This is a genomic window from Variovorax sp. OV329, assembly GCF_900114785.1.
In the GTDB taxonomy this organism is placed as follows: domain Bacteria; phylum Pseudomonadota; class Gammaproteobacteria; order Burkholderiales; family Burkholderiaceae_C; genus Variovorax.
Genome location: NZ_FOUG01000005.1, coordinates 132,649 through 153,501 on the forward strand (window position 1 = coordinate 132,649; position 20,853 = coordinate 153,501).

The window sequence follows — 20,853 nt, forward strand, 5'->3', positions numbered from 1 at the left end:
AAACATGGATCTGCCTGCTCCGTCTCCTCGAACATCCGTCCTGCGGCCGCGCGCGCACGCCCTGGCCCTGGAGCCACGGATCATGTTCGACGGCGCCGCGGCCACTGCGGCGGAACAGCACCACAACGACGACGGTAACGGCAATCCGTCGTCCTCCAGTCACGCCAGCACGGCCGATCCGGCCGCGCAGGCACCCTCCAGCGCGGCGCCCGCGGCCGCCGGCACGGGCGCATCCAGCGCCACACCCGCACCCGCTGCTGCGCCCGCCACGCTGAACCTGGTGATGATCGATTCGCGCATAGAGGGAAGCGAGCGACTGGCGGCCCGGCTGCCGGCCAACGCCAGGCTGCTGGTGGTCGACACGCAGACCGACGGCCTCGCGGCCATCTCCGCCGCGCTGGCCGAGTTGGGCCACGTCGACTCGATACAGATCTTCTCGCACGGCGGTTCGGGTCAGTTCACGCTGGGCAGTCGCACGCTGAGCAGCGACAACATCGACGCGGCGGCAAGCCTGCTGGCGGGCTGGCGGGCCGAACTGCAGCCAGGCGCAGACATCCAGCTCTATGGTTGCAACGTGGGCTCGGGTGCGGCCGGGCAGGCACTTGTGGGCGAGCTTGCGCGCCTGACCGGCGCCGACGTCGGTGCATCCATCGACAACACCGGCGGCACAGCCGCCGGCGGCAACTGGACGCTGGAAGTGCGCAGCGGCGATGTGGACAAGGCCATTGCGCTGGCCGCCACTTCCGTCGCTGCCTACGACAGCCTGCTCGCCGACGCCATCCCCGCCGCGAGCTTTGCCAACGGCCCGGGCGACGTGCTTCTGGGCAGCGACTTCACCTTCACGGTCAACTTCACCAATGCGTCCACGCAGATCGGCTATGCGCCCTACATCGACCTGTTCTTCCCGGCCACGGGCAAGGACGGCAACGACGGCACATCCTTCGTGTCGGCCAGCTACCTCGGCCAGCCGCTGACCGCCATCTCGGTGACTTTCGACGCTGCAGGCAACGCCCTCCACCCCTTGTGGCGCGATGCGAATGGCAACCCCGTGGTTGTCACTGCCGCCAGCGTCGGCATGCAGGCGGGCGACCAGATGGTGGTGGTCGTGCTGCCCTACGGCAGTGTGTCGAACGAGCAGCCGGTGATCCCGATCAATGTCAGGGCGCATCTGAGCGAACTTGCCGACACCAGTTTCTCCAACGGCACGCCCGACCTGGGCGTCAGGGTGCGAGGCGGCTTTCAGTTCGGCAACGATTCGCTGAACAACCCGGCGCAGGACCCGACTCGGGTCGGAGCTTTCACCCCCGACCTGACGGTGCACCCCACCATCCTGACCTTCACGCGCGCGATCGATACCGTCGAAGGCGAGACAGCCACCGGCCCCAACTTCCCGCACACGCTCACGGTGACCGCCACCCCCGCTCCGGGCCAGACGCTGGAGAACGTGACGGTCACGCAGCCGATGTCCCCCGACGTGGTGGTCACCAGCATCACGCCAGCAGGCGGCGGCACGATCCAGTCGCTCACGCTCGTCGACGGAACCGTCGTCACCGACCCGGTGGACATCGCTGTGCTGCTCGCAGTCGGGACTTATCTGCAGGACTTCACCGTCAGCTACCCGACCGTGGATGCCGCCACCGCGACGCAAGTGACCTTCTACGTCGCAGACTTTGACGCCGATGGCAACCCGGTGATCGACTCGAACGGCAATCCGGTGAATGTGACCATCGGCGCAGCGACCGCCACCGGCACCTGGACACCGCTGGACGTGCGCGACTCGGTGCCTCCGGGCGCGGACATCCCCTTCACCAGCAACGGCGCGGACACCACCTTCGTCGCGCGGTCGCTGTCGCTGCACAAGGAGTCGTCGGTGGCCGTGGACACGGGCACGCCGGGCATGACGCCGGGCGACACGCTGAACTACCGGCTCGACATCCACATCTCGGACTACTTCGCCTTCGGCGAGGATTTCTTCTTCAACGGCTCTTTCGCCGTCACCGATCAGTTGGGAGATGGGCAGACCCTTGTCGGCACGCCGATGCTCGCCTACACCTACCAGGGCAATTCCGGGTCGATACCCATGGTCTATACGGCGGTCACCAACGCGGACGGCACGACGACTCTGGTGTTCGACATCGTGGCGACGGTCCAGACCATCGACCCCACGCGCCGGGCGCTCGACGGCGACCTGGCCGACAACGGCGCGCGGGACGGCCCCACCACCGGCGTGATCACCTACCAGGCGACCGTCGGCCAGAGTTACACGCCGCCCAGAGGCTCACCTCACAGCGAGATCAACGAAGGCGACCCGGTCGGCAACCGCGCCGAAGTCAGTGCCACCGTGCTGGACAACCTCCTGACGAACAGAGGCGTGATCCAGCGCGACACGTCAAATGCGTCAGCGACCGTGCCGACGAGTGCGGTGGACATCGTGCTTACCGAGGTCAACGGCGCCGCCCCGCCCGCGAATGCCGAACTGCGCCCGGGCGACCTGGTCACCTTCCGGCTCAGCTACAACCTCCTCACCAGCGACTACGAGCAGTTCCGGCTCACCGCCTACCTGCCGCCACCGCTACTCAGCACCGCGGGCGTTGCCTGGGCCGTGGGCAGCGGCGCAGGGCAATGGGAGCTCACCGGCGCGAACACCAACCTCGGGCCAGCGCCCACCGTCACCTCGGGGCCCGGCAACTCGGTGATCTTCGAATTCGGCAGCTACGCCGTCAATGCGGCGGCAGGCAGCCGGATCGAGTTGGAATTCACGCTTGTCGTGAGCGACCAACCCTATGCCGACGGGCGCACGCTCGCGGTGCTCGGGCAGTCGCAACAGACGACCACGCTCGATCACGCGCTGCTGGTGACCTCGGACATCACGAACACCATCTCGGTGGCCGAGCCGATCCTTGCAATCCGCCACGGTGTGGTGTCGACCAGCCATGGCACGGCGAGCGGCACCACCGGACCCGTGACCTGGGCCGCGCCCGGCAGCACCGGCCCCACGTTCACCGGCACGGTGAACGACCTCGCGGCGGTCGACGGACGGGTGGACGGCATCGATGCCAGCGACCTCGTGCGCCTTGCCACGGCGATCGAGAACACGGGCGGTGGCGCGGCTTTCGACGTGGTCACCCGCATCACGCTGCCGCCCGGCCTGAGCTTCTTTGGCGGCAGCCTGTCGGCGGCGAACCTGCAGATCCGGCGCGGCGACGGCACGCTGCTTGCGGCGGGCACGGACTACAGCGTCGACAACGCCACCAATGCCATCACCTTCCTCGACCCGGGCGGGGCTGGCTCCCTGCTGGCGGGGCGGGCGGGCACGGCGGCCGACGCCGCGGGCGCGAACGTGGTGGTGATCACCTACGACGTGGTGGTCAACAGCGCGATCGACGCCAGCCGCACCATGCAGAGTACGGCGACGCTGTCGAACTATGCGGGCGTCAACGGCGGCCCCAATTTCATACCCACCGCACTCACCGAGAACGCCGACCAGCAGGTGGCCGCGCCCACCGTGACGAAGTTCTTCGCGGGCGGCACGCTGGACGGCGGTGATTCGAGCGCCACGCACACCACCGGCTCCGACCTGGTGATCGGCGAAAGCATGCTCTACGACATCGTGGTGACGCTGCCCGAGGGCATGACGCAGTCTCTGAGCATCGACGACCTGATTCCGCCCGGGCTCAGGCTGGACACCACGTTCAACGGCGTCGGCTACCAGATCATCACCAGCACCGCCGACAGCGGCGCGCTCGGCGCCAACTTCAACGGTGCCGTGATTGCCGGAACGTTCACCGGCATCTCGGGCGGCACGCTGGGCAACGACGGCGTCGGCGCGCACCTCACGCTCGCAAGCGCCAGTGCGCAGGGCGACAACGACACGGGCAACAACAGCTTCGTGCTGCGCATCCGGCTGGTGGCGAGCAACGCCACCGACAACCAGCAGGGCCGCTCATTGCCGAACAATGCCCGGCTCAACTACTCCGACCCCGACGGCAGCGTTCCCAACGGCACCGACGCAACGCCGGTCGTGGTCGCACTGACCGGCAGCCAGCCGACGGTGACGGTGCGCGAACCGACCCTGGTGATCACCCAGACCACCGCCACCGACCCGGGCATCGGCGTGGACGAAGGCGACACGGTCGAGTTCGTCATCACGATCTCCAACGCGAGCGCGGGCAGCGACTTCAACGCCTTCGACATCCTGTTCGTCGACGACATCCCCACCGAACTCGCCAACCTGCGATTGCTCAGCGTGACGTACGCCGGCGGCGCGACCAACAACGCCCTGCCCGATTTCGATATCAATGGCAACCAACTGATCTCGCTCGCGGGTTCGAACATCGACATCCCGACGGGTGGCTCGATCGTGCTGCGCTTCTCGGGCGTGGTGACGGCGCAGGCCGCCAGCCAGGCAGTCATCGACAACCCGATCCGGCTTCAGTGGACCAGCCTCGACGGCACCAACAGTGCCATCGCCGACCCGGCCGGCGAACGCACGGGCAACGACGGCGTGCTCAATGGCGGCACGCTCAACGACTACCAGCGCCTCTCGAATCTGCTGGTTCCCGTGGCGCAGGCGATCCGCATCTCGCGCGTGGGCGGGCTCCCGGACACGCCCGCACCGACGCCTGACACCAATGCGCCGGTGGAGCAGGTCACCATCGGCGAGGTCATCCGCTACCGCGTTGCAGTGCTGGTGCCCGAGGGTGACAACCCCAACTACGAGCTGCGCATCACGCTGCCGGCGGGGCTGGATTTCATCGATCCCTTCACCTTCGCCAACACGGTACGACTGGCCTTCGTTTCCAACGGCGCCCTCACCAGCGATCGCGCCGACCTAGTCACCGCCGGCACGCTCGCGGTGAACGGCGACGAAGACAGCGCCATCGCCCTGTACATCACGCCCAACCTCAACGGGCCTGCACCGGACGGCGTGTTCAACCCGAACTATGTCAGCGTGTCGGCGGACGGCCGCACCGTGAGCTTCAGCCTCGGCAACCTGCGCAACCAGGAAAGCGACGCCAACCTCGAAGGCGTGGTGTTCGAATTCAATGTGCGCGTCACCAACGTGGCGAGCAACCAGTCGACAGCCCCCCTGCTCGGCGTGTCCGCGCACGAATTCGTCAACAACCTGGCGCGGGCCAATAGCGAGACGATCAGCGAACGCGTGGTCGAGCCGGGCTTCGCGGCCATCGACAAGCGCGTGATCGGATTCAACCCCAATCCCGCGGGTGCGGCCGGCACGGCGACGGTGCAGTTGAGCTTCACGAGCAACGGCGGTTTGCCCGCCTTCGACACGCGCGTGACCGACGCCATTCCGGGCGGCAGCAGCTACACGCTGGTCGGCGTCACCATCGACGGCACCACCTACGTGCCCGGGGCGCTGCCAGCCGGGGTCACCGTGGACACCTCGACCGGCATCGTGGCCGGCTTCGACCAGTTGAACGCGGGCCAGAGCGTGCGGATCGTCTACCAGGTGACGCTGCCCAACACGGCGGCGATCGCTGTGAGCAACGCCACCTTGACCTGGACCAGCCTGCCGGATGATTTCACCAATTGGGGCGGCTCCACCGTCGGCACGCCGGCGGGAAGCGAGATCGGAGAACGCACCGGCAGCCAGACGCCCGCCGTCAATGACTACGTCCTGCGCGAAGGCGCCGGGCTCGGCGTGATCAGTGGCACCTTGTGGAACGACACCGCCTCGGCCAACGCGTCCAGCACCCCCGACGGCCCCGGCCTTGCCGGCCAGACCGTGACGCTGGTGTGGAGCGGGCTGGACAACAACCTTGCAACCACCGGCGACAACGTGTCGTTCACCGCGACCACCGATGCCCTCGGCCGCTACCAGTTCGCCCTGCTGCCGGCGGGCAACTTCCGCATCGATACGCCCACGGGCACCATCACCTATCCGCAGCCGGTGGGCGACCTGCGCGTGCGCATCGACACCGATGGCGGCACGCTGGGCCAGATTCTGGTCACGCTCGGTGAAGGCCAGACGAGGCAGGCGAACGCGGGCTACGTGGAGCAGAACGACGCGCCCGTCAACAACATGCCCGCAAGCGTGCCGGACGGATTCGAGGACGTGGAACTCGAAATCGACGGCATCACGGTCAGCGACATCGATGTCGACCGCGACCCCGTGCCTGCGAGCCGCACGTTGCAGATCACGCTGTCCGTCACGCAAGGCACGCTGTTCCTCTCGGCCGCGCAGGCCGGCGTAACGGTGAGCGGGGCGAACACCGCGACGATGGTGCTCACCGGCACCCTGGCAGACCTCAATGCCGCGCTCGACCGGCTCATGTACCTCGGTCGCCAGGACTACAACGGCACCGACGTGCTGACCGTGCTCACCAGCGATCTCGGCAATTTCGGCGACTTCAATGGCAACGGCATCCCCGGCGAACTGGCCGATGCGCGCACCGACCGTGACCAGATCACCCTCACGCTGGCGGCGGTCAACGACGCGCCCATCGCAAGACCCGACACCGCCGATGCGCTCGAAGCCGGAGGCACCTTCAATCAGCAGTTGGGCAGCGACCCCCGCGGTGGCCTGCTCGGCAACGACAGCGACGTAGACATCGCCACCAACGCAGACTCGATCCGCGTGTCGCTGATCGGCGCGGGCGGCACCGCCACGGTGGTGGTACTCCCGATCGGGCTGACCGTGGCGAACGGGCAGTTCGGGCAGCTCGTGGTCGATTCGGACGGGCTCTTCCAGTACATCCTCGACAACAGCAACGCGGCCGTGCAGGCGTTGCGCACGCCGAGCCAGACACTGACGGAGACCTTCACCTACGTCATCGTGGACGAAGGCGGCCTCACGGCGACGTCCACCCTCACCGTGACCATCCACGGGGCCAACGATGCGCCCGTCGGCATCAACGACACCGGCATCGCCATCGAAGCCGGGGGCGTCGCCAACGGCACGGCGGGCGCCGACGCGACCGGCTTCGTACTGGCCAACGACACCGACGTGGACAGCACGGCCAACGGCGAGACGCGAAGGGTGACCGGCATCCGGGCGCTGCCCGAGACCGTGCCCGGCCCGGCGGTGGAGGTGGCGGCAGGCACCAGCAGCACCACGGGAACGCAGATCGCCGGCACGTACGGCACGCTCACCATCGGCGCGGATGGCAGCTACCGATACGTGGTGAACAACGCCCTCGCCGCCGTCCAGGCGCTGGCCGTGGGCGACACGCTCGTGGAGACCTTCAGCTACAGGCTGACGGACACCGACGGGCTGAACGACGTCGCCGAACTCAACATCACGATCCAGGGTGCCCAGGACAACCCGGTGGCCACCGACAACTCGGCGGTGGCCCAGGCGGCGCCCACCGACAACAGCCAGCCGGAGATCAACCCCGGGGGCAACGTCATCACCGACGACAACGGCAACGGAATCGACAGCGATGTGGACGCGGTGGACAACCCGAACACTGTCCTGAGGGTGGGCGGGATCCGTCCAGGCGCAGAGACCGCGGGCGGCACCCTGGACGGCGTGACCGCCGGCACCACCAGCACCAGCGGCGGCACCGTTCTCACGGGCCTGTACGGCACGCTCACCATAGGCGCCAACGGCACCTACGTCTACGACGTGGACAGCACCAAGCTCGCGGTCCAGGCCCTGCCGCCGGGCAGTTTCCTCAACGACGTCTTCACCTACCAGTTGGTGGACACTGCCGGCTTGACCGACCTCGCGCAGCTGACGATCCGGGTCAACGGCGTGAACGATCCTCCCGTGGCCGGCGACCTTGCGGTGGCGGCCATCGAGGCGGGCGGCGCCTTCAACGCCACCTTGGGCGTGGACCCGAGCGACACAGTGCAGCGCGTGGTCACCGACCCGGACGGCGACGCGATCAGCATCACCTTCATTCGCCCTGGCGCCGAAACTGCCCCGGGGACCGACCAATCTGTCGCACCGACGGGGAACACCGTCATCGACGGCACCTACGGCACGCTGACGATCCGCGCCGACGGCAGCTTCACCTACGTGGTCAACAACCTGCACCCGGCGGTGCAGGCCCTGCGGACGAATAGCGACCAGCTTCTTGACCGCTTCACTTTCACCGCCAACGACGGCCACGGCATGACCGACCGCGGCCAGATCACCATCGACATCCACGGGCGCAACGACAACCCGGTGGCAGCGAACGACGTGGCCACTGCCGTGGAAGCCGGGGGCACGCTCAACCAGGCGACCGGTACCGATCCCACCGGAAACGTGTTCGACAACGACACGGACGTCGACGACGATGACCAGATGTTCGTGACAGGCGCGCGCGCCGGCGCCGAATCGGCCGGCGGAACCTTCACCGGAATGCTCACGGGCGCCAGCATCACGATCCAGGGCAGCTACGGCAGCCTGGTCATCTTCGAGAACGGCAACTACCAGTACGCCGTCGACAACAACAACACGCAGGTGCAGGGCTTGCGACCCGGGCAGAGCCTCTCCGAGAGCTTCACCTATGCGGTGCGCGACCTGGACAGCGGCACGGACTTCGCACAACTCGACGTCACCATCGGCGGCGCGTGGGACGCGCCTGTGGCCAGGGACAACGCGAACTACGCCGTGGCCGACAACCCCTTGCGCACGGGCGTCAACCCCAGCGGCAATCTCATCACCGACGACAACTTCCTGGGCATCATCGTCTTCGGCGCCGACAGCGACGTGGACAATGGCGACGTGCTGGTGGTGAGTTCGGTGCGCGCCGGTCCGGAATCCGCAGGCCCGGGCGGCATGATCGCCGTGGCCGCGGGAAGCACGGCCGCCAGCGGCGGTGTGCGCATCACCGGCCAGTACGGCTGGCTGAACGTCGGCGCGGACGGCAGCTATGTCTACGAGGTGGATAGCCTCAATCCGACGATCCTCGCGCTTGGCCCGCTCGGTTTCGTGACCGATCAGTTCAGCTACACGGCGCAGGACCTGGGCGGCCTCACAGACCTGGCACAGCTCACGGTACTGGTTCGAGGCGTCAATCAGGCGCCGATTCCGGACGCGGACCGGGGAGATGCGATCGAGGCTGGTGGAGATCGCAACGCGATCCCTGGCAAGAACCTCGACGTCGATGCCACCCACGGGGTGCTCTCCAATGACTTCGACTTCGAGGACGACGCCCTTTTCGTGATTGGCATCCGGACGGGAGACATCTCCGGCGGCGCCACGACCACCGGTGTCGGCACGGTGCTGCAGGGGCAGTACGGAACGCTCACCATGCAGCGCGATGGCTCCTGGAAATACGACGTCGACAACGACTCGCCGGAAGTGGAGGCGCTGCGCGTCAGCGGCCAGACCTTGACCGATGTCTTCACCTACACGCTCCGGGACTTCTGGGGCGCGCGCGCCAACGCGGAACTGCGGGTGGTCATCGACGGCCGCAACGACGACCCCATCGCCAATGACGACGCCAACACCGCGGTGGAAGCCGGCGGCGTTGCCAACACCACGCCCGGCTTGGATCCGATCGGCAACGTGCTGGACAACGACACCGACGTGGACAGCGTCGCGAATGGCGAAACCAGGCAGGTTCTCACCGTGTCGCATGGTGGCGCCCCGGCGGTCACGGCCGGCACGCTGCTGCAAGCCACCTACGGCACCCTGCAGCTCAACGCCGACGGCAGCTACACCTACATCGTGGACAACGACAACCCTGCGGTGCAGGCGCTGCGCACGCCGGACCAAACGCTCACCGAGGTGTTCGCCTACACCATGCGGGACACCGAGGGCGCCGGGTCGACGGCGCGCTTGACCATCACCCTGCAGGGCGCCAACGACAACCCGGTGGCGCGCGACGACAGTTCCGCTGCCACTGACCAGGTACCACCGCCGCAGACCACCGGCAATGTGCTGCCCAACGACAGCGACGTGGACGGAGGCGATGCCCTGCAGGTGACCGCCATTCGCGCTGGGGCGGAAAGTGCCACCGGCGCCGCCGGCGTGCTGGGCCAGCCACTGGCCGGCCGCTACGGCACGCTGGTGATCCACTCCGATGGCAGCTACACCTACACCATCGACCAGACCAACCCAGAGGTGCTGGCCGCGGCCGGGGTCGGCCAGGTGCTCGACGACTACTTCACTTACACGGTGGCCGATCGCCTGGGCGCCACGGATCAGGCGCAACTCGTGATCCACCTGGACATCGCAGCGCCCTTCATCGCACCGCAGAGCGATCAGATCTTCAGCGACCTCGACCGCCCCACTTTCCGCAACCAGCCACTGCCGCAGGTACAGCCGGCGGTGTTCGTGGAGCCGGTGGTGCGGCAGGTGGCCGCGGGACTGGAGATCTCGTCCTGGGGCACCGACGGCACCCGCACGCTTCAGCAGCTGCCGCGCGAGAACGTCAGCCTGTCGATCGGGGCCGGCCTCGGCGAGACGCCCGGGCAGTTCGTCGCCCGCTCGGTGGCAGAGAGCCGTAGCGAGCGCGAATTCAGCATTGCCCGAATGCTGGGGCGCGCAAGCCGCATCGACCTGACGGTCGATGGCTTGCTCGCGGGGCCTTCGGTATTCACGCCCGATCCGGCGCAACTGGTTTCCCGCGACACCGACGGTTCAGGGATTCGGAATGAAGGGGGCAATCCGCTTGCAGAGTTCGCCGCCGGTCTGCCACCGGCCATTGGCGAGGAGGTGTCACCCTTTGCGGCGTCCAACGCCTTGGCTGCAGATCAGAAGCCGCTGACGGCGTCGAGCTTCACCCAGCAACTGCACACGGCTGCGCGAAGCCGGTCGCTCATCCATTGAAGCCTCGTGGCAGCCAGAACAAGCTTGGCCTGAGGTCAGAGTCGCTGCGGCCTGCTTTGCAACTGTGCTGCCCACCGCTTGGCAAATACAAGGCACCTGTTTTTTCCGCCACACATTGACGCTTGACGACCACTGTGCTGACCACCTCGACTTCGAAGCCGGGGGAATGAGGATGAACACTGCGGCGCTCGTTTGTCATCTCCCAACCGTTGGCCTGCAGTTCGCTTGCGCTGGTCTCCCCAAGAAAGCAGCGCACCACGCCGCCGTCATTCGACGCCACCTTTTTCTGAGACACGATGACCGACACGGCGCAGTAATCCAGGGAGCCGATCGGAGCCTGCCGCAGCCATGCAATCTTCTGCTGTCGTGCCTCCATTTCCCTCGCGGCGGCGCGAGCCGAGTCTTCCTGGAGCGGCTGCCGCCACCAGCTGGGAATATCTCCGGTGCGGGTGTCATAGGTTTCCGTGGCGCCGACCGGCACGACTGCGGCGAACAGCAAGAGTGCGAAGGAGACGTGGCGCAGATGCTTCATGGCACCTTTATCGGCACGATCCTCGGAAACTTTAGGCCCGAGGCCCGCCGAGCACAAAAGCGGCATTCAGTGCCGCGACCACCTTCGCGATTGCCGATGGACGGCCGAAGCGCTCACGGCCGGTGGCCAACGGCATCGACGAGGTAGCGCAGGCCGTCGTGCAGCTACGGACAGGGAGCGTCCATCAGCGCACCGCGTCAGCGACCAGGTGCGAATCCTGCGGCGAAGCCTTCGCCACTTCCAGCTCGTACTGTTCCCAACCCGACCCCGGCACGCGTTCGCCCTCGCGTGCACTGACGGCCTCAAGCAGTTCGCACAAGGCCTCTCCTGCACTGTCGCGGTTGGGCAGATGAACGCCCTGGGTCATCGTGATGTGAGCCCGCTCGAAGCTGCCCGCGCCGGCCAGGAGAATCATCCGGGTCGGCGCATCCTCGCCGACCAGCGCCACCAGGCCGGGGCTCACCTGCTCCGGCGTGAGTCGAGCCAACGCCTCCGGTGGCAGGATGCTTTCGGTCATCGCGGTGGCCGCGCTCGGCGCGAGGCAGTTGACACGGATGTTGCGCCGCTCGCCTTCCAGCGCCAGCGTCTGCATCAGGCCCACCAGTGCCATCTTGGCCGCACCGTAGTTGGATTGGCCGAAGTTGCCATACAGGCCCGAGGACGAGGTCGTCATCACGATGCGGCCGTACTGCTGCTCCTGCATCCGCGCCCATACTGCCTTGGTGCAGTGCACGGCGCCCATCAGGTGCACGTCGATCACCAGCCGGAAGTCCTCGAGCGACATCTTGGCGAACGTCCGGTCGCGCAGGATGCCGGCGTTGTTCACCAGGATGTCGATCCGCCCCCATTTCTCGGCGGCGTGCGCTGCAACGGCGTCCATCTCGTCCGGTCGTGTGACGTCGCCCGCGAGCGCGATGGCGTCGCCGCCCCCACGCCGGATCTCTTCCACCACTGCGCTCGCCGCGGCAGCGTTGCGCTCATGCGCCAGGTCGTTGACCACCACGCGCGCGCCGTGGCGCGCGAGTTCGATCGCATGCGTGCGGCCCAGGCCACCGCCGGCCCCCGTGACGATGGCCACCCGGCCCTGCAACAGCTTCTTCATTGCTTACTTCTCTCCAGTCGATTGTTCAGAATGCCACCGCGTCCCGGCCCTTGAGGCCCAGCATGGCGCGGGCTTCGGCGGGCGTCGCCACTTCCAGGGACAGCTCTTCCAGGATGCGGCGGATCTTGCGCACCTGCTCGGCGCAGTTGCGCGCCAGCTGGCCCTTGCCGAGGTACAGGCTGTCCTCCAGGCCCACGCGCACGCTGCTGCCGAGCACCGCGCCCATGGTCAGCAGCGGCATCTGGTGGCGGCCCGCGCCCAGCACCGAGAAGCGGTAGCCGCCGCGGCCGAACAGCCGGTCGGCGGTGCTTCTCAGCATGAGCAGGTTCTCCGGGTCCGGCCCCAGCCCGCCCAGGATGCCAAGGATGCCCTGGATGAACAGCGGCCCCTCGATGAGCCCTTCGTCCACGAAGTGCGCGAGGCTGTAGAGGTGCCCCACGTCGTAGCATTCGAACTCGAAGCGCGTGCCGCACTCCTGGCCCAGCACCCGCAGGATGTGCTTGATGTCGCGGAAGGTGTTGCGGAAGATCAGGTCCTCCATGCCTTCCACGTAAGGCTTCTCCCAATCGTGCTGCCACTGGCTGTACTTGCGCGCGAGCGGGTGCACCGAGAAGTTCATCGAGCCCATGTTGAGCGAGCACATCTCGGGCTTCGCCTGCAGCGGATAGGCCAGGCGCTCGTCCAGCGTCATGCGAGTGCTGCCCCCCGTGGTGATGTTGATCACCGCATCGGTGGCCGCCTTGATGCGCGGCACGAACTGGTCGAACACGCGCGGGTCGGCACTCGGGCGCCCGTCGGCCGGGTCGCGCGCATGCAGATGCAGGATCGCCGCGCCCGCCTCCGCAGCCTCGATCGCCTGCGTGGCGATCTGCTCCGGCGTGAGCGCCAGGTAGGGCGACATCGTCGGCGTGTGGACCGAGCCGGTGACGGCGCAGCTGATGATCACTTTGTCCTGGCTTTGCGCCATGCCTTGCTCCTGGTTTGTCTAAACCGCCAGCCACTGGGACAGCAGTCCCCGGTCGGCTTCCAATTGCGATGGCGTGCCTTCGAACACGATGCGGCCGTGTCCCATCACGCACACCCTGGACGACACCTTCAAGGCAATCGCCAGCTTCTGCTCGACCAGCACCACCGACACCCCCTGGCGTCGCATGTCCTGGATGCATTCGCCCACCTGCGCGACGATCTTGGGCGCCAGTCCCTCGGTGGGCTCGTCGATCAGGATGGCCAGCGGATTGCCGAGCAGCGAGCGGCAGATGGTCAGCATCTGCTGCTCGCCGCCGGAGAGGCTGCCGGCCTTCGTGCCGCGGCGCTCCTTCAGGCGGGGGAAGTAGTCGAACATCTGCTGCACGGTCCAGCGCCGGGCCCCCGGCACCGGCGGCTGCTCGCCCATGCGCAGGTTCTCGTCCACCGTCAGGTTGGCGAACACCTCGCGCTCTTCCGGTACGTAGGCCAGGCCGGCGCGGCAGATGGCATTCGGCTTGGCGCCGGCCAGTTCCCGGCCGCCCAGCGACACCCGGCCCGAGCTGGGCGGCAGCAGGCCCATGATGGCTTTCAGCGCGGTCGAGCGGCCCGAGCCGTTGCGCCCGAGCAGGCTCACGACCTCGCCGCGCGCGACGGCGAAGCTCACGCCGCGCAGGATGTGGCTCTTGCCGTAGTGGGCCTGCAGGCCCTCGACCTGCAGCAGCGGATCGGCCGGCGCGCTCATGCTGCCGCCTCCTCGCCCAGGTAGGCCTCGCGCACGCCCTGGTGCCTGCGGATCTGCTCCGGCGTGCCGGTGGCGATCACCTCGCCATAGACGAGGACGCTGATGCGGTCGGCCAGCGCGAACACCACGTCCATGTCGTGCTCCACGATCAGCAGCGCACGCCCCGCCGTCACGTCGCGGATCAGTTCCATGGTGTAGTGGGTCTCCTCATTGGACATGCCGGCCATGGGTTCGTCCAGCAGGATGGCCTTGGGGTCGGAGGCCAGCGTCATCGCCAACTCCAGCGAGCGCTGCTCCGAATAGGACATCTCGCCCGCCAGCGTCCGGGCCTGGGACTGCAGGCGCACCTTCTCGAGCAGGGCCTCGGTGGCGGCGCGCAGCCCCGCGAGGCGGTCGATGGGCCGCCAGAAGGTGTACTGGCGCTCGTGGTGGCGCATCAGCGCCAGCCGGATGTTTTCGAACACCGTCAGTCCGGGAAAGATGTTGGTGATCTGGAAGGAGCGCGCGAGGCCGAGGCGGTTGATGCGCTGCGGCGTCCAGCCCGTGATGCGCTGGCCGTCGAAGACCACCTCGCCCGAAGTCGCCGCGAGATTGCCCGAGATCAGGTGGAACAGGGTCGACTTGCCCGCACCGTTGGGACCGATCAGGGCGCGCCGCTCCCCGGCACCGAGGTCTAGATCCACGCCGCGGATGATCTCGGTGGGCCCGAAGGACTTGCGCAGGCCGCGCAGGGAAAGAATGCTGTCATTCATGGATGGGCTTGCTCCGGAAGGGGCGTCGGGCGCGCAACGGCGTCCCGCACGGCCGCGAGCGCGAGCCCGCGATGACAGCGGCGGGCGATGGCGGTCATCAGCGCCCCCGCCAGCAGCAGGCCGGCCGGGACGATCCAGGTGGTCCAAGCACCGGCCGACCAGGCGCGGCCGAACAGCGGCACCGGCGGCGCAACGCCGCTCATCCGGGCCAGCGAGCGGTAGTCCTGCGAGAACAGCCGCTGCAGCATCTCGACCACGAAGACCGCGCCGCCCGCCACCAGTGCCACCGCGAGGACCGCGCTCAGCGCCAGGGGCAGCAACGCCAGCACCCCGTGGCGGTCCACCAGCCGCGCCGCCGCGGTGAACAGCCCCGTCAGCCCTTCGGGCATGAACATCATCACCAGCACGAACAGTGCGCCCTGGTAGAGCAGCCACGACTGCGTGGTGTCGGACACCGCATAGCCGAAGAAGCTCATCAGCGCAGCGCCCAGCGCAGGGCCGAAGAAGCTGCCGACACCGCCGATGTAGCTGTTGAGCACCACCGTGGCCGAGACGCCGGGGTCGAAGACCACGTAGTTGGCCGATTCGTTGCCCATCACCTGCAGGCCGCCCGCGATGCCCGAGAACATCGCCGAGATGGCGAAGGCCGACACGCCCAGGCCGTGCACGTCGTAGCCCAGGAAGCGCAGGCGATGCTCGTTCTCGCGCAGCGCCAGCGTGAGCCGGCCCAGCGGCGTGCGGGTGTGGAAGTACAGCAGCGCCAGCGAGAGCAGCACCCAGGCCAGGGTCAGGTAGTAGACCTGCGTGGTCGATCCGAAGCTCAGCCCCCACGCCGGCGCGCGCATCGTGGAGATGCCCGATTCGCCGCCGAACCAGCCCTTGAGCTGTGGTGCGAGTGCATGCAGCAGTTCCGCGATGGCCAGGGTGATCATCGCGAAGGCCGTTCCGCTGCGCTGGGTGGCGAACCAGCCTGCGACCAGGCCGAAGCCCAGGCCGCCGAGGGCACCGACCAGCGGCATCAGCGGCGTCGGCAGCAGGCCGGTGCCGCCCAGGGCGTTCATCGCGTGCACCGTGGCGAAGGCGCCGACGCCGAAATAGGCCGCATGGCCGAAGGACAGCATGCCGGCGCGACCGGCCAGCAGGCTGTAGGCCGACGCGAACAGCGCGGCGATCAGCGCCTGGACGGATGCATTGAGCAGGCCGGCCGGCAGCAGGACCGGCATCGCGGCCAGCACGGCGACGGCCGCGAAGGAGAACACGAGTGGCGTGCGCATCATCGTCTTCACGCCTTCTCGCCCATCAGGCCGGAGGGGCGCACCAGCAGCACCAGCAGCATCAGCGCGAAAGGCAGCGTGGCTGCGAGGCTCGAGAGCTTGAGCGTCAGCAGGCCGCCGGTGCTGCGGGCCCAATCGCCCGCCCCCACCAGCGCCAGCGCATCGGCCAGGCTGCGGTCCACGCCCACGGCCAGCGAGGTCAGCACGCCGATGAGCAGCGAGGCGAGCATCGCCCCGCCCAGCGAGCCCAGGCCGCCCACCACCACCACCACGAAGACCATCACCCCGACCTCCAGCGCCATGTTCGGGTTGGTGGTGTAGAAGGCTCCGGCGATGGCGCCCGCAAGGCCCGCGAGCGCCGCGCCGACGCCGAACACGCCCATGAAGACCAGCTGCACGTTGTGGCCCAGCGCCTCCACCATGCGCGGCTTGTAGATGGCCGAGCGCACCACGATGCCGACCCGGGTGCGCGTCAGCAACAGGTAGATGGCTGCGAACATCGCCAGCGCAACGGCGCCCATCAGCACGCGGTACAGCGGGTACTGCTGGCTGCCGATCACGAAGGCCGCCATGTCCAGCGCCGGCGGGATGCGGTAGTCCACCGGGTAGTTGCCGAAGAACAGCTTGATGGTCTCGGCGATGATGAAGGACAGCCCGAAGGTCAGCAGCAGCTCGTGCGCGTGGCCATGGCGGTGCACCCGGCGCAGGAACCAGCGCTCCACTCCCGCGCCGACCACCCCGGCCAGCAGCGTGGCCAGCACGACCGCCGGCCCGAACCCGACCAGGCCCTGCAAGGTGTAGGCGAAGTAGGCGCCCAGCATGTAGAACGAGGCGTGGGCGAAGTTGAGCACGCCCATCATCCCGAAGATCAGCGTGAGTCCGGCCGAGACCATGAACAGCAGCAGGCCATGTATCACACCGTTGAGCAGCGAGAAGACGATCCAGTCCATGGCTCAGAGGTACTCGAGGTTGCCGTCGACGCTGATGGCCTGGCCGCTGAGGTTGCGCGCCGCTGGCGAGCACAGGAACAACGCCATCGCCGCCACATCGCTGGCGGTGACCATGCGCCGCAGCGAGATCTTGCGCAGGTAGTCCTCTCGCGTCTGCTCCACGCTGATGCCCATGGCGGCGGCGCGCGCGGCGATCACGCCGTCCATGCGTTCGCCCTCCACCACCCCGGGAAGAATGGCGTTGACGCGCACGCCCTGCGGACCGAGCTCCATGGCCAGCGACTTGGTCAGGCCCACGATGGCCCACTTGGTGGACGCGTAGGGCGTGCGGAAGGCATAGCCCAGGCGCCCCGCCACCGAACTCATCGCGATCAGGAGCGGGTTGGCGGACGACGCCTTCAGCAGCGGCACCGCGCGCCGCGCGAAGTAGAACTGGCTGTTGAGATTGACCGAGACGGTGCGCTCCCAGGCGAGCGCATCGAGGCTTTCGATCGGCCCGGTCGGCCCGGCGATGCCCGCGTTGTTGATCATCACGTCGAGGCCGCCGAGGCAGCCGCGCACGTCCTCGAACACCTGGTCGACGTCGGCGGGCACCGAGACGTCGGCCATGCTGCCGGTGACGCCGGGCGTCTCGGTGACCAGGCGGTCCAGCGCCGCGCGGTCGATGTCGCACACGTGGACCCGCGAGCCGGCCTCGTGGAAGGCACGCGCAATGCAGGCGCCGATGCCGCTGGCACCGGCCGTGACGAGCACGCGCAGTTCCGGCAACGGTCGAAGGGATTCGTACAGGGGCATGGGGGTCCTCCGCGATCGCGCGTCGCCACCCATGGCATCGCGTCGTCTGCCGCAGAGTCTCCCCGCCGGGCGCGCCGCGCCCTATGTGTCAGGCGCACACTTTTGCAGCCGCATCCATGTCATCGGCCCTCATGCATGCGGCGGCAGCGTCTGTTAGCCTAGGTCGGGACTTCGGGGCCCATGGCCTCCCGTGGCGACACAAGAAATCGAGACAGCACGATGCGCACCACCCTAGAAGAGGAGACCGGCGAGCAGATCGCCTTGCAGCTCGTTCGCCTGCTGCACCAGGGCACCTCCACCGACGAATTCACGCAATGCATGGTCGAGGCCGAGGCGCTGCCCGCCGGCCGGCCCGGCAAGTCCAACCTGGTCGAGGCGGTGCGCATGGCCATGGCCGTGCGCAACCGGCTCGAGCTGCTGCAGCAGCGCGAGAGCGGCATGCTGGCGGTGATCGAGTCGGCGCAGGAACTGTCCAGCCGCCTCGACCTCAACAGCCTGCTGGGCGCCATCGTGGCGCGCGCACGCAAGCTGCTGGGCTCCGACCTGGCCTGGCTGTCGGTGCACGACCCGGTGCGCGACGAGTTCCGCGTGCTGGTGGCGCAGGGTGCCATCTCGCCACATGTGTCCGACATGGTGACGATGCGCGGGCGGGGCGTGGCCGGGGTGGTGATGTCCACCCGCCTGCCCTTCACCACGGCGGACTACCTGCACGACACGCGCTTCACGCACGACGCCGGGCTGGACGAGGTCTTCCGCGAGGACGGCATTGCAGCCCTGGTCGGCGTGCCGCTGATCTGGGAGGGCGAGGTCATCGGCCTTTTGTTCGTGGCCGACCGCTATCACCGCGTCCACACCACGCAAAGCCTGTCGATCCTGTGCACGCTCGCCACCCATGGCGCCGTGGCACTCAAGAACGCGCGCGACTTCGAGGCGCTGCACGCCGCGCTGGGCAAGGCCGATGCGGCGCGCGCCGAACTCGAGCGGCACCTGCGCGGCATCCAGACGGCGGCGGATGCGCACGAGCAGATGACTTCCCTGCTGGCGCGCGGCGCCTCGCTGTCCACGCTCTGCCAGTCGGTGGCGGAACTGCTCGGCGGCAGCCTGCTGGTGCTGGACGAGGCGGCGCAACCGATCAGCCAGGGCTCGGCAGCCGGCTACGCGGGCCAGGGTGCGCAGGGCTACGAGCCGCACGGCGCCCGCAGCGCCGAGCTTGCGCAGGCGTTGCGCCTGAGCCGCCAGCTCGGCCGCTCCGTCGAGGCCTACGCGCAGGACGGCGAATGCTGCCGCGTGATGCCGGTGATCGGCGGCGACGACGTGCTGGGTGCCATCGCCCTCTTCCACCGCGGCGCGCTCGAAGAGGTCGCGGTGCGCACCTTCGAGCGCAGCTCCAGCGTGATCGGCATCGTGTTGTTGTCGCAGGAACGCATGGAAGCCGCGCGGAGCCGCAATGCCTCGGCGCTGCTGCGCACGCTGGTGTCGCCGCGCCAGGACGAGGCTGCGGTGCTGCTCAACCGCGCCGAGCGGCTGGGGCTGGACTTGTCACAGCCGCTCGCGCTCCTGCTGGTGGAATTGGAAGAGCCAGGCGCCAGCTATGCGGCGCGGCACTTCCGTGCCATGGCTTCGATGGGGCGCGCCCTGGTCGACGAGATCGACGGCACGCTCGTCATCCTGTGCGCCGCCCCGCGGGCCTTCGACCTGCGCCAGGAGGTCTCCGCCTGGGCGCGTCGCCATGCGACGGCGATGCATCGCGGCGTGCTCTCCCGGCCGGCCGCGTCGCCGGCCGAGATCCCTGCGCTCTACGCCACGCTGCGGCGCGCGCTGGGGGTGCTGGGGCGCCTGGGCGTCCAGGGCCAGGTGCTGGCGCAGAACGAGCTGGCCTTGTACTCGGCGCTGTTCGAGACGCACGACCAGGCGAGCCTGTCGCACTTCCTCGACGCGACCATCGGCCCGCTCATTGCGCATGACCGCAAGCGCAATGCCCAGCTGGCGTCTACGCTGCTGTGCTACTTCGACTGCAACCAGAACGCCAAGACCACGGCGCAGCGCCTGGGCATCCATGTGAACACCGTGCGCCAGCGGCTCGCGAGCATCGAGGAGATGCTGGGGCACTGGGGCAATGCGGCGCGGGCGCTGGAGATCCACATGGCGCTGCGCCTCTGGAGCCTGATCGCGCCGGCCGCCTAGCGCCTCGCGAACTCCTTGCCGCCGAGGTAAAGGCGGTTGAACACCGGCGAGATCACCAGCTCGTTGATGCAGACATGCGGCGGCAGTTCGGCGACGAAGCGGATGGTGCGGCCCAGGTCTTCCTCCTGCAGCATGCGGGCCATGTCGTCCGCGCTCGGCGGCACCGGCCGGGACTGGAGGATGGGCGTGGCCACCTCGCCCGGGCACAGCGCCGTGGCGCGCAGGCCATGGACGCCCTCCTCGATGTTGAACGAGTGGCTGAGGGCCATCATGCCGGCCTTGGTGGCGGTGTAGGCCGGTCCGGTCAGGTGCGACAGATACCAGCCGACGAAGGACGCGACGTTGATCACCGTGCCGCGCCCCAGCGCACGCATGCCGTGCAGGACCGCCAGCGTGCAATAGGTGGCGCCGCTGAGGTTGACGGCCACGACCTTGTCGAAGGTCTCGCCGTCGGTGTCGCCCCAGTAGCGCTTGGGGAAGTTGATGCCGGCGCTGTTGACCAGGATGCCGACCGGGCCGTGTGCCGCCTGGATGTCCTTGGCCACGCGCTGGACCGAGGCCTTGTCGGCGACGTCCAGCGGCATCGCGCTGATGGCGTCGTTTGCCACGCCGCCCTGCCGGGCCCTGTCCAGCGCGGCCTCCAGCTTGGCCGGGTCGCGGCCCGAGATGACCACGCGGCAGCCCGCGCGCGCCAGTTCGATGGCACCGGCCAGGCCGATGCCGCTGCCGCCACCGGTGACCCAGGCCAGCTGGCCTTCGAGAGATGAGCTCATGAAACCTTCTCCGCCTTTGCTGCTGCCGCTCGGATGACGCGGCGGGTTGGATAC

Annotated in this window: 11 protein-coding genes; 2 read left to right on the top strand and 9 right to left on the bottom strand. The window is 68.3% G+C overall.

The features are described from left to right. The first annotated feature begins 82 nt into the window (after window positions 1-82). The gene (locus BM345_RS10175; RefSeq protein ID WP_175544963.1) at window positions 83-10,729 is read left to right on the top strand and encodes a VCBS domain-containing protein; all 10,647 of its coding nucleotides are present in this window, start codon (window positions 83-85) and stop codon (window positions 10,727-10,729) included. On the opposite strand, the gene BM345_RS10180 is transcribed toward BM345_RS10175, so the two are convergent. The 8 genes from BM345_RS10180 to BM345_RS10215 all read right to left on the bottom strand — a co-directional run bounded on the left by BM345_RS10180 (window position 10,719) and on the right by BM345_RS10215 (window position 17,842). Continuing rightward, window positions 10,719-11,261: a hypothetical protein gene (locus tag BM345_RS10180; protein ID WP_093378744.1), complete on the bottom strand. Its 543-nt coding sequence runs from the start codon at window positions 11,259-11,261 to the stop codon at window positions 10,719-10,721. The genes BM345_RS10175 and BM345_RS10180 overlap by 11 nt on opposite strands. Window positions 11,262-11,445: 184 nt before the next feature. Next, on the bottom strand, window positions 11,446-12,363 hold the full coding sequence (locus BM345_RS10185; protein ID WP_093378746.1) for an SDR family NAD(P)-dependent oxidoreductase: 918 nt from the start codon (window positions 12,361-12,363) through the stop codon (window positions 11,446-11,448). A 25-nt stretch (window positions 12,364-12,388) separates the two neighbouring features. After that, complete coding sequence (locus BM345_RS10190) at window positions 12,389-13,330, bottom strand: 3,5-dioxohexanoate:acetyl-CoA acetone transferase (protein ID WP_093378748.1); 942 nt, start codon at window positions 13,328-13,330, stop codon at window positions 12,389-12,391. A gap of 18 nt (window positions 13,331-13,348) precedes the next feature. Then, the gene (locus BM345_RS10195; protein ID WP_093378750.1) at window positions 13,349-14,071 is read right to left on the bottom strand and encodes an ABC transporter ATP-binding protein; all 723 of its coding nucleotides are present in this window, start codon (window positions 14,069-14,071) and stop codon (window positions 13,349-13,351) included. Then, window positions 14,068-14,823 (bottom strand): ABC transporter ATP-binding protein, encoded by a 756-nt coding sequence (locus tag BM345_RS10200; protein WP_093378752.1) that lies wholly within the window; start codon window positions 14,821-14,823, stop codon window positions 14,068-14,070. Before BM345_RS10200 ends, BM345_RS10195 begins: the two co-directional genes overlap by 4 nt. Continuing rightward, a complete protein-coding gene (locus BM345_RS10205) occupies window positions 14,820-16,097 on the bottom strand; it encodes a branched-chain amino acid ABC transporter permease (RefSeq protein ID WP_093379436.1) in 1,278 nt (425 codons plus the stop codon). The genes BM345_RS10200 and BM345_RS10205 overlap by 4 nt, the downstream gene beginning before the upstream one ends. Before the next feature lie 8 nt (window positions 16,098-16,105). Further along, a complete protein-coding gene (locus BM345_RS10210) occupies window positions 16,106-17,047 on the bottom strand; it encodes a branched-chain amino acid ABC transporter permease (RefSeq protein WP_093378754.1) in 942 nt (313 codons plus the stop codon). A 3-nt stretch (window positions 17,048-17,050) separates the two neighbouring features. After that, complete coding sequence (locus BM345_RS10215; RefSeq protein WP_093378757.1) at window positions 17,051-17,842, bottom strand: SDR family oxidoreductase; 792 nt, start codon at window positions 17,840-17,842, stop codon at window positions 17,051-17,053. A gap of 219 nt (window positions 17,843-18,061) precedes the next feature. On the opposite strand from BM345_RS10215, the gene BM345_RS10220 reads away from it, so the two are divergent. Next, window positions 18,062-20,026: a helix-turn-helix domain-containing protein gene (locus tag BM345_RS10220; protein ID WP_093378760.1), complete on the top strand. Its 1,965-nt coding sequence runs from the start codon at window positions 18,062-18,064 to the stop codon at window positions 20,024-20,026. Here the strand turns inward: BM345_RS10220 and BM345_RS10225 are convergent. Continuing rightward, on the bottom strand, window positions 20,023-20,799 hold the full coding sequence (locus BM345_RS10225) for an SDR family oxidoreductase (RefSeq protein ID WP_093378762.1): 777 nt from the start codon (window positions 20,797-20,799) through the stop codon (window positions 20,023-20,025). The genes BM345_RS10220 and BM345_RS10225 overlap by 4 nt on opposite strands. Between the last annotated feature and the right edge of the window lie 54 nt (window positions 20,800-20,853).